General features: G+C 34.7%; 10 protein-coding genes and 1 pseudogene. 7 read left to right on the top strand and 4 right to left on the bottom strand.

The genetic code is table 11. The features are described from left to right. Positions 1-7: 7 nt before the first annotated feature. Positions 8-1693, bottom strand: a complete 1686-nt coding sequence (locus ESZ39_RS08915; RefSeq protein WP_146879565.1) for a DEAD/DEAH box helicase — start codon at positions 1691-1693, stop codon at positions 8-10. Between the two features lie 265 nt (positions 1694-1958). On the opposite strand from ESZ39_RS08915, the gene ESZ39_RS08910 reads away from it, so the two are divergent. The 3 genes from ESZ39_RS08910 to ESZ39_RS18000 are packed head-to-tail and all read left to right on the top strand — an operon-like array spanning position 1959 to position 7240. Beyond that, positions 1959-2915 carry a DUF4007 family protein gene (locus ESZ39_RS08910; protein WP_146879564.1) on the top strand — a complete coding sequence of 319 codons (957 nt, stop codon included), beginning with the start codon at positions 1959-1961 and terminating at the stop codon, positions 2913-2915. Position 2916: 1 nt separating this feature from the next. Continuing rightward, entirely contained in the window at positions 2917-6138 is a 3222-nt protein-coding gene (locus tag ESZ39_RS08905; protein ID WP_191321737.1) for an AAA family ATPase, read from the top strand. Position 6139: 1 nt separating this feature from the next. Then, positions 6140-7240, top strand: a complete 1101-nt coding sequence (locus tag ESZ39_RS18000; RefSeq protein WP_223270307.1) for a phosphoadenosine phosphosulfate reductase family protein — start codon at positions 6140-6142, stop codon at positions 7238-7240. A 226-nt stretch (positions 7241-7466) separates the two neighbouring features. Here the strand turns inward: ESZ39_RS18000 and ESZ39_RS08895 are convergent, their stop codons facing one another. Continuing rightward, on the bottom strand, positions 7467-8597 hold the full coding sequence (locus ESZ39_RS08895; RefSeq protein ID WP_146879562.1) for a cysteine desulfurase family protein: 1131 nt from the start codon (positions 8595-8597) through the stop codon (positions 7467-7469). Positions 8598-9400: 803 nt separating this feature from the next. On the opposite strand from ESZ39_RS08895, the gene ESZ39_RS08890 reads away from it, so the two are divergent. Further along, complete coding sequence (locus tag ESZ39_RS08890; RefSeq protein ID WP_146879561.1) at positions 9401-10921, top strand: hypothetical protein; 1521 nt, start codon at positions 9401-9403, stop codon at positions 10919-10921. Between the two features lie 238 nt (positions 10922-11159). Here ESZ39_RS08890 and ESZ39_RS08885 read toward each other — a convergent pair whose 3' ends face one another. Next, the gene (locus tag ESZ39_RS08885; protein ID WP_146879560.1) at positions 11160-11345 is read right to left on the bottom strand and encodes a hypothetical protein; all 186 of its coding nucleotides are present in this window, start codon (positions 11343-11345) and stop codon (positions 11160-11162) included. Between the two features lie 438 nt (positions 11346-11783). Between ESZ39_RS08885 and sbcB the strand changes: the two genes are divergently transcribed. The 3 genes from sbcB (at position 11784) to ESZ39_RS08870 (ending at position 15680) form a co-directional block, all read left to right on the top strand. Then, positions 11784-13259 (top strand): exodeoxyribonuclease I, encoded by a 1476-nt coding sequence (gene sbcB, locus ESZ39_RS08880; RefSeq protein WP_411266869.1) that lies wholly within the window; start codon positions 11784-11786, stop codon positions 13257-13259. A 422-nt stretch (positions 13260-13681) separates the two neighbouring features. Further along, complete coding sequence (locus ESZ39_RS08875; RefSeq protein WP_146879559.1) at positions 13682-14542, top strand: NAD(P)-dependent oxidoreductase; 861 nt, start codon at positions 13682-13684, stop codon at positions 14540-14542. 655 nt (positions 14543-15197) lie between these two features. Next, complete coding sequence (locus tag ESZ39_RS08870) at positions 15198-15680, top strand: glutathione peroxidase (protein ID WP_146879558.1); 483 nt, start codon at positions 15198-15200, stop codon at positions 15678-15680. A 123-nt stretch (positions 15681-15803) separates the two neighbouring features. Here the strand turns inward: ESZ39_RS08870 and ESZ39_RS17995 are convergent. After that, positions 15804-16030, bottom strand: a pseudogene (locus tag ESZ39_RS17995) (IS4 family transposase); the annotation flags it as partial.

Raw genomic sequence — 16030 nt, 5'->3', positions numbered from 1 at the left:
GAATCCTTTACTTATTAGTTGGTTCTAACTCTGTCCACATTTCGTTCCAATGTTTAAAAGCTAAATTAACATTATTAAAATCTGATATTTCGTCTAATACCGTATAAATATTAGCACTTTTAGGTGATTGATCTGTATTGCCTCTTAATGCTCGTCCAATCATTTGTAAATACAAAACAAGTGATTGTGTAGGCCTTGCAATAATTGCTACATTAGTTTCAGGTGCATCAAAGCCAGTTGTTAGCATCTCACAATTAACTAAAACACTTAAATCACCATATTTGTATTGATGAATGATGCTCTCTTTTTCTTGTTGAGATGTATATTTACTATCAACAGAGGCAGCTTTGATTCCTAAACAACAAAGTGAAAAAGCTATATTTCTTGCATGCTCTATATCACATGCAAAAACAATAATTTTAGCTTTATTTTTTTTAGTCTCGTTTAGTATTGTTTGAATTATTATTGAGTTACGGTTTTTTGAAACGCCTAAGCGCGACATTAACTCTGTTTCTGTTACATCATTTGCCGAAAGGTTTTCATAAAGATCTGAATCATCATATTTGAGTTCAATAAAATGAGGTTTAGCAAGATAATGATTATCAATTAGGTAGTCCATAGGTTGTAATGGGCTAACATCCATTGTTATTTTATTATTACCAAACATTTGCGCTAAAGCTTTATTTGCCGGTTCTAATTCAGGTTTATCATCTTTATATATTCGACCTGGGGTTGCTGTTAAGCCGATTAACTTAGCTTGAGGAGAAAACTCTAAGAATCTATCAACTAATTCTTTATAAGTACTTGCCAATGCTTTATGAGCTTCGTCAAAAACTACTAAAGTTAATTTTCTATCGAATGATGAGGCTGAGCTATTAGATAATAGAGTGTAACGTGAATGGAGCTTTTGTAGACCACCAACAACAAATCCACTATTTATACTATCTAATGAAAAATCATTTGACTTATAAAAACGTCCTTGTAATATTTCACGGTTACCTAAAAATGACCATGCTTCTTCAAACTCTTCCGCCGCTTGTTCACATAAAATATCCGAATTTGCTAACCACAAAACGAGGGCATTTTTTTGTGTCATTAAATGACGACAAATAATATGCATCGCTGTTCGTGTTTTACCTGCACCTGTAGGAAGATGAATGACTGCACGATTATTACTTCCAGTCTCTAGTGAATAATAAGTTTTTTCTGATATTTCAACTTGATAAGGGTAAAGTCCATATTTAGGTTTAATCGACTTAAATGCAATATACTCACTTCTAGCACTATCTTGTATTAGGTCGCTATTTGAATAATTAAGAGGTAAGTCACTACCTTGACAATTAATTGAATCTAAAAATATGGATAAATTACGGTTGTTATTGCAGAATTCTTTTATCGCATTGTAGTGTTCAGAATTAATAATTTCTGACCTTTTACCATTGATCTTCTCAATAACATAAGAAATATCATTTTTATGCATTCTATCTATAAAGTAATTTCTAGATACTGTATTTAAAAAAATAGTAATAGGGTTAGAGTTTAAAATGGCCTGAATTAATAATGTAATTTGACTATTAGATTCATAATAATCTGGACTTATATTTAAGGTCTCTTCAAAAAACTTTAAGGAGTCAGAACCCGCAAGTACTTTTAATGAATTTAAACTGAAATTATTGAGAATTTTTTCTAGCATAGCAACTCCTTGTAAATGCTAATAATTATATAAATTTTAATAATTAATACTCTAGGGTGTTATAAATCGAAGAGCTAATATTGTAACCTCTCCAGACTGATTAAATAATGCCTTAAATCAAAGGATTAATAAATAAATCAATTTGCTTTTCTTTAACTGATTTTTACTGTAAATAAAAACAGTTATAACAATAAATTACTTTAATCTCTTGTAAAATAGTAATACTATATCTTCTGGACAATTTCTCCAGGAGCTATTACCCGTAATGAAAGCAAAATTTTCCGGACACGATACATTCCCTTTAAGATATGGATGGCTTTATAAGGCTGTTAACCATATGAATTCAGGTTACTTTTTGAAAACATCTAAGAGTAAAGATGTTGAAAAAGCCGTGATAGAACTCGGCGTTGGTAAAAACATGGTAAATGCCATCCGTTATTGGTCTGACTGTACGGGTGTTATTTACGATAAAGTGAATAAAGCACCTGTAGTAACAGACCTTGGTAACTATATTTTTGGTGACTTTGGTGTGCATCAAGGTAAAGACCCTTATTTAGAACGAAAAGGCTCTATTTGGTTAATTCATTTTTTGCTTAACTTTGATGACGAATATTTAACTTCATACCGTTATTTTTTCAATTTTTCACACGTACAAAGTTTTGAAAAAGAAAAATATTTATTCGACTTTGTCGAAGATGCTCAAAGAATTTGTCAAAACGATGGTATTACAGATAAGAGCTTAAAAAAAGATCTCGATTGTTTTCTACATACCTATTGCCGAAAAAGAAAAGCTAACTCATCTAAAACGATCAAAATAGACGAAGATCATTTCTCATCACCTTTAGCTGAATTAAGTTTAATTAATGATAATGGTAATGGTTTTTATACAAGCACTCTTCGTGAGCAACAAGATTTACCTATTGAAATATTTATTTATGCTGTAGCTAGGTTTATGAGTTTAAATTTTGATTTAAATGATATTAATATAGAAACAGAAGAGTTAACTATCGGTTTTGACTCTTTACTAAGTAACCCATTTTCACCTGGTAGAATATTCCGGTTATCAGAACATGGTCTTGGTCAACAACTTGATGATGCTCAACTTACTACGAATGGTGGATTAACTTGGGTTGACTCTAGAGGCTTAAGACAAATTTCTTGTCCCATTAACTTAATAAAGAACCCTATTCAAATTCTAAATAAATACTATGGTGTTGAATAAAATGTCATCTATGATTGATATCAGCCAAAAATACAAAAGTTCAACTCGTCTAGATAATGACGCTTTTAATTATAAGGACTTCATAGATAGCTTTATCTTACATGGTACCGCTTTAAATGTGCTTGATACTATCAGCAGAGATTTTACTAACAGTGAACAGCGTTGCTTTACAATTACGGGACCTTATGGCACTGGTAAATCAACTATTGCACTTTTTTTAACACAATTATTGTCTGATAAAAAAACTGTACGAAACTATGCAAATAAAAAACTGATAGCTAGCGATGGTGAAAATACCTTTCAATCAAGCTTTAATGTAAAAAAAGGGTGGAAAGTTGTAAAGCATGTTTGTGGTTTAAACGTACCCTCAGCAACTATTACTTGTTCTATTTTGCAAACACTAGAACATGAATTTAATGAACAGGATATTTTTCAATTAAACGATGATGAATGCCTCTCACTAATTGCTTCAACACTTGACAAAGGTGTTAAAGTTGACGGTGTAATTATTTTATTAGATGAAATGGGTAAAGCGTTAGATTACCAATCAAGAGAAAATAAAGACTTATATTTTTTCCAAAACCTTGCTGATGTTATTCAGAAGTCTAAAACTCCTGCAATTTTAATTGGCTTTTTACATCAAGCATTTAGTGAATATTCTAAGGCTATGAACGCTTCAGCTCAAAAGGATTGGGCTAAAGTACAAGGTCGCTATCGCGATATGGGTTACATCCCTTCTATTGATGAATCATTGGTATTAATTGGTGATTCAATAGCTAAGACAAGCGAAGTAGAGAAAAAATTAGTTCAAGATAATGATAACTTAATTTCTTCAGTACTTAGTTTTTTTCCATCTCAAACAGACCGTAAAGCGCCTCTGTTAAACTCTTTACCATTAGATCCAATAGTAAGTTTGCTATTAGGCCCAATATCAAAAAGAAGCTTTTCTCAAAATGAACGAAGTTTATTTGGCTTTTTAGCATCCAACGAAAAAATGGGTTTTAAACAGTTTATTGAACAACATTATCCATCAGAATTGAATATTGAAAGCAAGAAGCTTGACTTGTTTCACCCTGAGTTATTCTGGGATTACCTACAATACAACTTAAACCATATTATTCTGGCAAGTTCAGACAGTAAGGTTTGGTTGGAAGGCCAAGATGCAATTTACAGAGCTGAACAAAAAGGTTCTGACTTGCACTGTCTGATAACTAAGACTATTGCATTGTTAACTCTGTTTGGATTTCAACACCAACTATTTGCAAAAAGAAAGTTCTTAATTAGCTACTTTAGCTCGCGTGGGTTTTCAGCAACAGATGTAACTCTAGCCATAAAAGAATTAGAAGAATGGACAGTTATTATCTATCGTCAAAAGCACGATGCATTGTTCGTTTTCCAAGGTAGTGATATCGATATTAATCAATTAATCTCGGTTACAATAGAAGAGATTAAAGATGGTGTAGATTGGACGTCTCAAATTGCACAAGCAAATAATATATTAGCAACTGCTCATTACCATAAAACAGGTACTATGCGTTGGGCACAAACAAAAACTATTGGTAAGCACAATTTCACCGAACTAGAAAGCTTAGATACAAACCCCATTAGCGGAGAGACTTTTTTGTGGTTTGTGTTACCCGTAGAGGAATCGTTATTTGAAAGAGCCCAAGCTATTGCTAATACTAATGAACATATTATATTAGGCCATCAATCTCATTTTTCTATGTTAAAAACACAAGCGATTGAATTAATTGCTTTGAATAAAGTATTAAGAGAGCATAAAGAAATCAGTCATGATTTTATTGCTAAAAATGAAATAAACCATCGCATAGAGATTGCTAAACAATCTATTTTTGAAGCGACTGATAAAGCATTTAAAACAGCACAATGGGAATATGATTCACTTTCTCTTAATAATAAAACCTTAACTTCAATCACATCAGAAATTGCCGATCATATTTTTAATAAAGCTCCGGTGATTAAAAATGAACTAGTAAACCGTTCTAAACCATCAGGTAGTGCTAATTCAGCAATTAAGAAATTGCTTATAGCAATGTCTGAAAATTTTGAAGAAGAAAACCTAAATTTACCTGATGGTAGCTTTCCAGCTGAAAAAGGTTTGTATTTTTCATGCTTGAAAAATCAAGGTCTTCATGCTGAAACTGAAGGTAAGTTTGAGTTCAATCAACCAAAAGATATTAATCTTAAAGCATTGTTTGATTCTGCAAACCTGCTTATTAAAGCGCGTGGTGATATTGTTTGGTTAAATGAGATTGATAACCTTTGGTCGCAAAAACCTTTTGGTGTTCCTAAAGGGATAAGAACCATCTGGATACTTGCCTTTGTAATGACACACCTTAAAGACTTTGCATTTTTTGATAAAAATGATGCGACAAACGAGCATATGTTTATTACAGCGCCCGATGAAGAGTTTGTAATTAAATTAATGCTGAAATCGTCATTTGTTGGCGTTCAACTTGTGCAAGTTGATCAAGAAAAAACGGCGTATTTAAATGAGCTGGCTTTGGCCCTACCAAATTTTACTGGTAATCCGACTCCTTTGGCAATTGCTCAAGAATATGTAACTTTATTTGCTAGTCTTTCAACTTGGACACGTAATACTAAATCAGTATCAAAAGCAGCTAAAGATTTTATATTGTATTCGAAAACAGCATCTGATCCTCATGACTATTTGTTTGAAAAATTAACGTCTATTTTTACAAAAAAAACTATAATTGACATAAGATCAAATGATATAAAAAACATATTGAACGAAGTTATTAATGCTCATATGGAAATGGTTAAAGCATTTAAGACTGAAATCACAATTTATCTTCCTATTGACGCACACTTATTAAAGCAATGTACCAATGTAACGGTGTTTACATCCGATGCTAAACTGCAAACATTTGCTCAGCGTTTAGGAGAGTTTGCAAGTAATAATAATTGGGTTTCCAATATAATTTCGTTACTGTCTGGGAAAGCTGAACGCAATTGGGATGATAATGCCATTAATAAAGCTAAAACTGAACTGATAGGGATAATTGAACGTTTTAAGTTAGCTAATTATCAAGCTTCATTTAAAGCTTTAGAATACAAATCTATTAGGAAGGATTATAACAGTCAAATTATTAGCGTCGAAAAATCACTTTCAACGTTAGAAGAGCACGAAAGAAGAGCTGTTTTAATGGCTCTATTAGATGAGATGACAAAAGGAGTTTAACATGCCTAAAACACTTCACGTATTAGGATTATCGGGTGGTAAAGATAGTGCCGCACTTGCTATGTATATGCGCGATAATTATCCAGAGCTTGATATTCAATATTACTTTACCGATACAGGTAAAGAGCTCCCTGAGGTAATTGATTTTGTTAATCGTTTGGAAGGCTACTTAGGTAAACCGATCATAGACCCTTATGATGAAGTTTTTTCTTCTAATCGTACGAAAAAAGATTTTGATTATCACTTAGAAAAACATCAAAACTATCTACCATCCCCCCAAGCACGATGGTGTACTATTCAAATGAAGTTAGTTCCATTTGAAATGTGGATTAATAAGAAGATGATGGATGAAGGTTATGATAAGGTCATTTCTTATGTAGGTATTCGTGCCGATGAACCGGCACGAAGTGGTTTTCTAACTAACTCGAATAACGAAGCATACCTAAAAATTGAAATGCCCTTTCGAGATGATGGTTTAAATAAAAAAGACATTTTTGACATTTTACAAGGTGCAGATCTTCTCTCGGATACAGAAGAAGTTATAAATTATCGTAAGTTGTTTATAGACAAAAATACAAATATGCCAACTACGCCAACAGAAGAAGACTTCATTAAGCATTTTGAAAATGAAATAATAGAAACTACAAACTCAACATATAAAGATTCGAACCTAACTGTAGATCTTTATAGAAAAATCGTCGAAGCTATGGATGTTGGGAAACCAGGCTATTACGGCTGGCGTTCAAGAAGTGGTTGTACTTTTTGTTTTTATCAACAAAAGATTGAATGGGTTAGATTAAAACAGATATATCCTGCTGCTTTTGAAGAGGCTAAAAGCTATGAAAAAACAGCTGAAGAAAAACGACCTGATGGTACTTTTTATTGGCTTGGAAAAGATACACCACTCTCTACCTTAGAAGATAAAGACAGGATTAAACAAATTGAAGACAACCACGCAAAAAAAATGGAACGGTTTGCTAAAAAAGCCCTAAGACGCCAAAACCAATTACAAATCAATATTGTGAATGTTGATACCGATGTCATGGATGAAATCTATGATGAAGTAGAAGGTGGTGGAGCTTGTGTTACTTGCTATAAGTAATATATTTTGTTCTAAATTAAGCGACTTTTAAGTCGCTTTTTTATGACCTCAACTAACTTATCAACCTCTGATAATAGAAAGTCTAATGAAAATAGAATTAAAAAGTTGTAGTAAACCTTAACCCAGTAATAAAAAGAGACGTTAAATATTCCTATTGGTTTATCACAGAAGCATACATCGAAATGAGAACTAGAAACTTTTAATTATCAAGACATTAAGTAAATAATTAAATTTTATTGGTTGTTGCTTCAGATATTTCGGCAATAAAAAAATCTAGTTCATTGGTTGATATATCTAAAGAAAAGCTGACCCTAAATGTATGATCAGCTAATTCTCGATCTAGACCTAATGCAATTAAAACATGTGAAGGTTCTATCTCCTTTGAAGAACAAGCTGAACCTTGAGCTAAACATAATTCATTTTCATTTTTTCTCACCAACACTTCGATATTAGTATTAGGCAAGGTTAATGACACACAACTTTCTAGAGCTAATTCAGAACCATTAATTTGATATTTAATTTCATTAAGATTCAATTGTTCTAATAAATAGGATCTTATTTGGAGTAATTTAAATTTTTCATAGTAGTTCGAAAAAATTTCAATTGCTTTACCAAAGCCAATAATCAAAGGTGCTGCAACAGTACCACCACGTAAACCATCTTCTTGACCAGCACCGTGAATTACAGGTATCAAATGCTTTTTACGTAAATCACGGATATAGATGGCTCCAATTCCTTTAGGACCACCAATTTTATGAGCAGAGAAAGACATTATATCCACATTTAAATCGTCTACATCTATATCAATCTTTTTGAAACTTTGAGCCGCATCACTATGAAATAAGACGCCAGCATTGAAACAAACTTTACCTATTTCAGCAATTGGATTAATTGTACCCAACTCATTATTTACGTGCATTACAGAAACTAAAGCGGTATCTAGCCTTATGGCATTCACTATAGAATCAACGTCAATAGTCCCACATTTATTTGGCTTTACATAAGTAATTTCGTAACCCAAGGATTTTAAGTAATCACAAATAGAAAAAATACATTTATGCTCAATCTCTGTAGTTACGATATGTTTTTTATCTGTTGGTATTTCTGCACCTAAAAGGAAGCTTTTAAAGGCAATATTATTAGATTCTGTAGCACCGCTAGTAAATATAATTTCACTTGGATATGCACCAATTTCATCAGCTAATTGCTCTCTAACTACATTAATTTCATGAGAGACTTTCTCTCCCAAAAAGTGGTTAGAGGCTGAATTTGCATACATTGACTCAAAAGCTTCTGATAATGCTAATCTCACTTCAGATAAAATAGGATAAGATGCTGCGGTATCTAAATAAATCATTTGTTTTTTCGTTGTATTAATAACATATCTGTCGATTACTTAGAATCAGTAGATAAACTTTAGGATATAGAATAACACGATTTTCACCTTATAAAATTTTGGCATCGATTACAACATCCTATATACATGCTAATACATGCAACTTCATCCATGCTGCGCTTGTCTGTAAAAAAGATTAATGACAAAGCAGGGTTAAACTCTAGCTAACTAAATGTAAATTATAAATATTAATATTAATATTAATTAAGTTGGCTCTTTAGGCATGATGCCGCATTTATATTTTAATATCTGTAATTATTTGTACAGACCTATTATATAGCCTGGTCAATGTTAAATATTTATATTCCAATAATAACGACGTCCAAAATTTTCGAAATCTCTTATAAGATTAGTCTCTACTTGTTTTTCTGGCTTAAGCTGTTTTTGCAAAACATGCTAATTCTACTAACAACTCTTGTTGACCTTGAGTTAGCACATCGGCTGAAAAGTAATTTAATATGCTGATTTATTATTCCTTATTTTGTTAGTTTATAACAAACAAAATGTATAAAAAAATACTTTTATAATTTAGTCTCAGCGAAAAAGAAGCCAGTATCACTTAAGCGACCTACAACCTAATGACCTTAAGGCGCATGTTTTATTATCTAAAATCCAATAATAAATATTATAAAATTTCGACTAAATAAAATGTTAATTAACTAAAAATGAATTAACGTGATACTTTAATTAAATGGTTGAAATAAATACTTAATTTAAGTCGAATTTAGTTAATTGCAGTATCATACAATAAAAAAGGAATAAGTATGAAAAATTACACGAAAGCACTAATCGCAACACTTATCAGTACAGCGCTTACAGCTTGTGGTGGTGGCGGTGGAGATGGAAGCAGCTCTAGCGCTGAGTCGGCATCAACCCCAACAACCTCACCACCTATGTCAATCACAGGTAAAGTCATAGATGGGTATATTGCTGGAGCCACTGTTTACTTAGATATTAACTTTAGTGGTGAGTTAGATACTGACGAACCTTCAACGACTACGGATTCAGAAGGTGGCTATATTTTAGATATTACGACTGAATACCAGCAGTGTGCGAAGTATGTGCCTGTTATTACACACGTACCCGTAGGTGCTATCGACTTGGATTATCCTGACACACCTATAACAGAAGCGTATGACATGGTGTCTGCTCCTCAGTTCACGTTAACTACTGATGAAGATATTATAAACTTAACACCGCTGACTTCTATTGTTTGGAAATCAGTTGAGCAAGAACTAACTGCTGTAAGTGCTGAACTTAGTTGTGATAAAATTTTAGCTAATCAGGATTTGCGTGAGAATATTGTTGATCGCCTAACTGAGCAGGAAATACGAGTAGCTCGTCGTTACAATATTACTGTGGAGGTGCTTTATAGTGATTATGTAGCCGAGGGTAATGATTCACTTCATGGTTTAGCACAAGCACTTGTTCCCGGTTTGCAAGCCTCGTACTCTGATACTCTAGAGTTGGAGGCAGCTAACTCGACCGCTGATTTTAAATATGTTGAATTCTATTTACAGCTTATTGATGAAACAGTAGCTATTTATGACGAACAAAATGCGTATTGGTTACGTAAGGAGTTCATCCAGCCACGTAACGGTAACTTTTCATACGTAACCAATCTTATGTCGTATGACTTAACTACTCGTGAAGCAACTTATGAGAGGGTTAGCCAGAAGACCACCAATCAACAAGGGATTGAACTTGAGCGTATGGTGCAGTTATCTCCAGTCGATAATTGGGCTCCTAACAATCAAGTAATGACCTGTAGTGTAAATGATAGGTATGCAGCTGTGGTTAATTACAGAGAATATGCCGTTAGTAATAACGTTTACTCATCTTACAGTTCAAGTGACTGGAATTGGGGTGATTGTAATAGCATAAAACATGCAGAACATAACGTTTCACAAACATTTATTGTTGCTGACTTATTTACTGATGGTTCTAATACACCAGAAAACAAAGTGTCGCTTTCATTCTACGAAGGCAATATCAACAACATTTCTGAAATAGCGGGTATTGGTGGTGATTTATCAACTATAAGCGCTGAGTGGCTGGTGAACTCTCTCTCGTTTATTAGCCCTGACTACTCTTCGGAAGAAAGTTATGGTTCTGATTACTGGTCTCGTTTAAATAACTCATTTGTGGGCGCTGAACAAACGGTTAAGGTGCATGATATCGATGATAACTACACAGTTACTACATACTATGCTGACGGTACAAATAGTAAGCTTTGTGGTACATGGACGGCTGGTGAATCGAGCTTAGTTGATTGCACGGAATAAAGAAAAAGCAGCAGCTGAAAGCCTCTTAAGAGGGGCTGTATTTTTTATGTTAAGTAAAATGCACCTGTAACAGATTTTGTTACAGGTGCATTTTTTCAGACCTACATTATTGACATGTTTTATAACAGCCACCGCTTGCATTCTTATCTGGGTTACCAAAGCCCAAATGCATACGAAATTGAAATAATGAAACTGAAAAAAGCCGCTTAACTGGGGGGGCTGAATTTAGTTGACCAGGTCAGAATTCATGATTAGCAACATTGCTCAATTTACCGATGGTATAAAAGGCGTCTTTAACATTGTCAGCAAGTTTAAGGGGGGATTTTAAATCATTCAGCAAATTAATTTGCTTTACATGTTTACCGTATTCCACACCAACACGTGCTGCAATATTTTGCGCCAGCGCTTCACCTAAATGGTGCATTTTGATTAAAGACGTATTGGGATTTGAGGCAAACAACGTTCAGCAGTTTCAGCTAAACGAAATAACAACTCGTCATGATGCTTTAAGAACTCAAAATTACCAGTAAATTCCTGCATTTATATCCCTATACCTCTTACCTTATTCCATACACTTAATATACTGTGCCACTACATTATGAGTAAAGTTAAGTATATGTTGGTGCATAAATTTTTTTAAGTTCAGTAATAGGTTATTTCCATCATTTATCAGCCTGCGTAATTGTGAGATATTATCTATTGCCTGTGCTAAAGTCAGATTTGAAAAGTGACCTAGTATTAATTGCTTAGGAACAGCTTTACTATTATAAAATTGCTTATAAAAGCAATATTAAACAGCTCCTAAGAATTAAATATAAAAACACACTAAAGTGATCAATCATAACTCAACAAGTTGTTTTACATGGATAAAATGAAACATAACTCTTCATCTAAAAACCCCACAGAGCAAGCATCAATCCTTTGGCACGATTATGAGACTTGGGGTGTATCACCAAAATTTGACAAACCATCTCAGTTTGCCGGTATTCGCACAGATCTAGATTTGAATATTATTGGTGAGCCTGAAATGTTTTATTGCTCGCCGCCGCCCGATTATCTGCCGCAGCCTGAAGCCTGTTTAGTTACCGGTATTACCCCGCAAAAAGCTTTGCGAGAAGGCTTAAGTGAAGCTGAGTTTGCTGACCGTATTCATGGGCTATTTTCACAACCTAATACTTGTGTAGCCGGCTATAACAGTATTCGCTTTGACGACGAGGTAACTCGCTACTTACTCTATCGTAACTTTTACGACCCTTACGCACGTGAGTGGCAAAATGGTAATAGCCGCTGGGACATTATCGATATGGTGCGCGCTTGCTATGCATTGCGCCCTGAAGGTATTGAATGGCCAACGGTTGAACGCGATGGTGAACAAGTGGTCAGTTTTCGTTTAGAGCTGCTAACAAAAGCTAACGGTATTGACCATGAAGGCGCGCATGATGCGATGAGTGACGTATATGCCACTATCGCTATGGCAAAGCTGATTAAAGAAAAGCAGCCAAAGTTATATGACTTTATCTTTAATTTGAAGCACAAAAAGCAAGTGGCTGAGCTAATCGATGTTTACCACATGACGCCTATTGTTCATACCTCAAGTAAGGTTTCATCTGTGCATGGTTGCACTAGCTGGTTTGCACCGATTTGCTATCACCCTATTAATAAAAATGCGGTAATAACGGTAGATTTAGCGCGCGATCCGTCGCCGTTATTTGAGCTTTCTAGTGCCGAGATAAAAGCACGTTTATATACCCGTTATGACGAATTAGCAGAAGATGAATTACCGATCCCCATTAAGTTAATTCACTTAAATAAATGCCCTATCGTGGCGCCAGCCAAAACCTTGTTACCTGAAAATGCTGAACGTTTAGGTATCCCTCGCGAACTTTGCTTAGAGAACCTAAAAAGGCTTAAGCAATATACTGAGCTTAGAGATAAATTAACTGATGTTTTTGCCAGTAATGACTTTGATGATGAACCGGTAGAAGCTGAGTTTGCCTTATATGGTGGAAAGTTTTTCTCGCATAGCGATAAAGCGCAAATGGACATATTGCACCAACTAGCGCCAGAGCAATTGGGCACACACCCTTTTCAATTTCAAGATGAGCGACTAAATACCCTGTTGTTTAGTTATCGGGCGCGTAACTTCCCTTATACCTTGGACGACGGCGAACAACAAAAGTGGCAGGCACATTGTCAAGATCGTCTTCAGCATGGCATGAAAGGTTTATTAAGCGCTGATGAGTATATGATGAAGTTAGAAAACTTGGCCTTTGAATATGAAAACAACACCGAAAAAATGCAGTTATTAAAAGCCTTATTTGAATATATCAACAAATAATATTTGTTGAATTGATTATACCTGCTTAATTCATTAGCTGGCCTAGTTTAGGCCCAGGAAAAACAGCCAAATTCAAGGCGTTTATTTTAATAACGCCTTGTGCTGATGATTAGATAAATAACCCAGTAGTGGCTTGTTTTAACCAAGTGAGGTGCTCATAAAATTAGTGTGCTTGGTATTAATTCATAAAAATAATTTAATGCTTATATAAACGCTTTACTGCTTATTATTTACTCGGTATTCATTACTAAAGTTGCAATGAATGCTTTTAAAAAAGCAACTTACTTTTACTGATATTTAATGTGTTTAAAGCTAGCCAAAATTTTGGTTAGCTTAATAACAACTCACGGCTATTGGCTGAAGCTAATCACTTTATATCGGCTATAAACGTTAACAAATTTAATTTTAATAGGTTGAAAAGCATGAAAAAAGTTTCTTTTATTGGTTTAGGTGTTATGGGTTTTCCTATGGCGGGCCATTTGCAAAAAGCGGGTTATGACGTAACCGTTTATAATCGTACCACACAAAAATCTCAAGACTGGGTAGAACAATATGGCGGAGCTATGGCTAGCGCACCGTTTATAGCCGTAATGGATAGCGATATTGTGTTCGTTTGTGTGGGTAATGATGATGACCTACGCCAAGTGATTTTAGGGCCACAGGGCGTATTTGCAGGCATGAAAGCCAAAGCAATTCTTGTTGACCATACCACAGCGTCGGCCACTGTTGCCCGTGAACTCGCTCAACAAGCAGCGAAGCTTAAATTAGGGTTTCTAGACGCACCGGTATCAGGTGGTGAGGCTGGCGCTATTAATGGCCAATTATCAATTATGGTCGGCGGCGAACAAAAAAAATATGCTGCTGTTGAAACTGCTATGCAATCCTATGCCAAATTTAGTAAATTACTTGGGCCTGTCGGCAGCGGGCAGTTGGCAAAAATGATGAACCAAATTTGTATCGCTGGGGTTATACAAGGATTAGCTGAAGCTTTGCATTTTGGTCAAAATGCAGGGCTAGATTGTGCGCAGGTTGTTGAAGTGATAAGTCAAGGCGCTGCTGGCTCTTGGCAAATGGATAACCGCCATAAAAGCATGTTAAAAGGCGAATATGATTTTGGTTTTGCTGTTGATTGGATGAGAAAAGATCTGGATATTGCACTGACTGAAGCAAAAAATAATGGTTCTACCCTGCCATTAACCGCGCTAGTCGATAAATTTTATGCTGATGTACAACAAAATGGCGGTAATCGCTGGGACACCTCAAGCTTATTGACCCGTTTGTAATAACTTATCAAGCGATATTTTAACGCTCAGGCGAAATTTTACGTGTGGCTTTAAGCGTAAGTTTCGTCTTTTTTTAAATTTTATAAGCTATTTAATACCAATTTCATCAATTAGGTAGTCTACTTTATACGCAGGAAAAACGACCCAATATAAGGCATTTATTTTAATCACTCGTTGTTCATGACAATAGGCGCCTGCATTGTTTAATAAGCTGCATCCATGCAGCGATAATGATTAAATAAATAACGCCGTAGTTGGTCGTTTTAACCAGGTGAATGATCAGATAATTAATGAGATTGGTATAATACCAATCCCATTAAGTTATTACTCACTTTTACTAGTTAAAATAGCTCAAGGCTGTGTTGCTCTCACTCCCAATAGCCAGCTATTGCTCAATCGAGCGTCTTACCTTGAGTTATTTTTCCTGCGCACAACAAGATCACAAACTTAATGGAACGGGTATAATACAAGCTCGGAAAAACTCTAAACATCAGCAGTGTTCTAGATACTGTTGCCTACTACAAATCATTATCCACTAAATATATTATCCATTAAACATTGTTGCTTGCTAGATGAGAGTGCTGACGCGTGAATCTTGTTAATTTCACGTATATACCTTATTCTGTTTTTACATTGAGCCAACCAGTTAAGTATTATGACTAACGCTATTTACACCTTTGGTGCCAACAATTATAAAAATGAAGCCGTTGATTTTACTAAATATCAAGGCAAAACTCTATTGATCGTTAACACGGCTAGTGCTTGTGGTTTTACGCCACAATACGCAGGTTTAGAAGCACTCTATCAACAATACAAAGACAAAGGTTTAGAAATACTGGCTTTTCCTTGTAACCAATTTGGCAAACAAGAAAAAGCTGAAAATAGTGAAATTAAAAAGTTTTGTGATCTTAACTTTAACATTTCCTTTGAACTGTTCAGTAAAATAGAGGTTAATGGTGATAGCGCTCATCCGCTATTTCAGCACCTAAAAAATGCAGCGCCAGGCATTTTGGGCAGTAAAAGCATCAAATGGAATTTCACAAAATTCTTGGTTAATAATCAAGGTAAAGTGATAAAGCGTTATAGCTCGGCTACTAAGCCCGCCGATATTGCTAGTGATATCACTGCAATACTTTAGATTTAAATCATAAGTGCATAGTTTGCAAAGGGCCTACAGCTGATAATTTTTGTTGGCTGATAATCTCACGTTGACAGTTTTTTTGTAGGTCGGACTTTAGTCTGAGGAATCCCCACAAGTTACTCAATATAAACTATCTTGAATAAGTGTCTTCATGGCACTTAGTATCATTCTATCCGATAGATAATATCGTTTATGTTGCAGTACCCTTAACGCTAAATAACCATAAGATAACACCCGCTTCGTTTTTACAGAGTTTGCTTGAAATTGCAGATGATACCCTGCTGTTTCTGCCGCCTTACCCACACAATAGAGGTAAAATTGAACCATCATACTCAAGAGTAAAATAA

It is taken from the genome of Colwellia sp. C1TZA3 (genome assembly GCF_007954265.1).
Classification (GTDB): Bacteria; Pseudomonadota; Gammaproteobacteria; order Enterobacterales; family Alteromonadaceae; genus Cognaticolwellia.
This window is presented reverse-complemented; position numbering and strand designations above follow the sequence as displayed.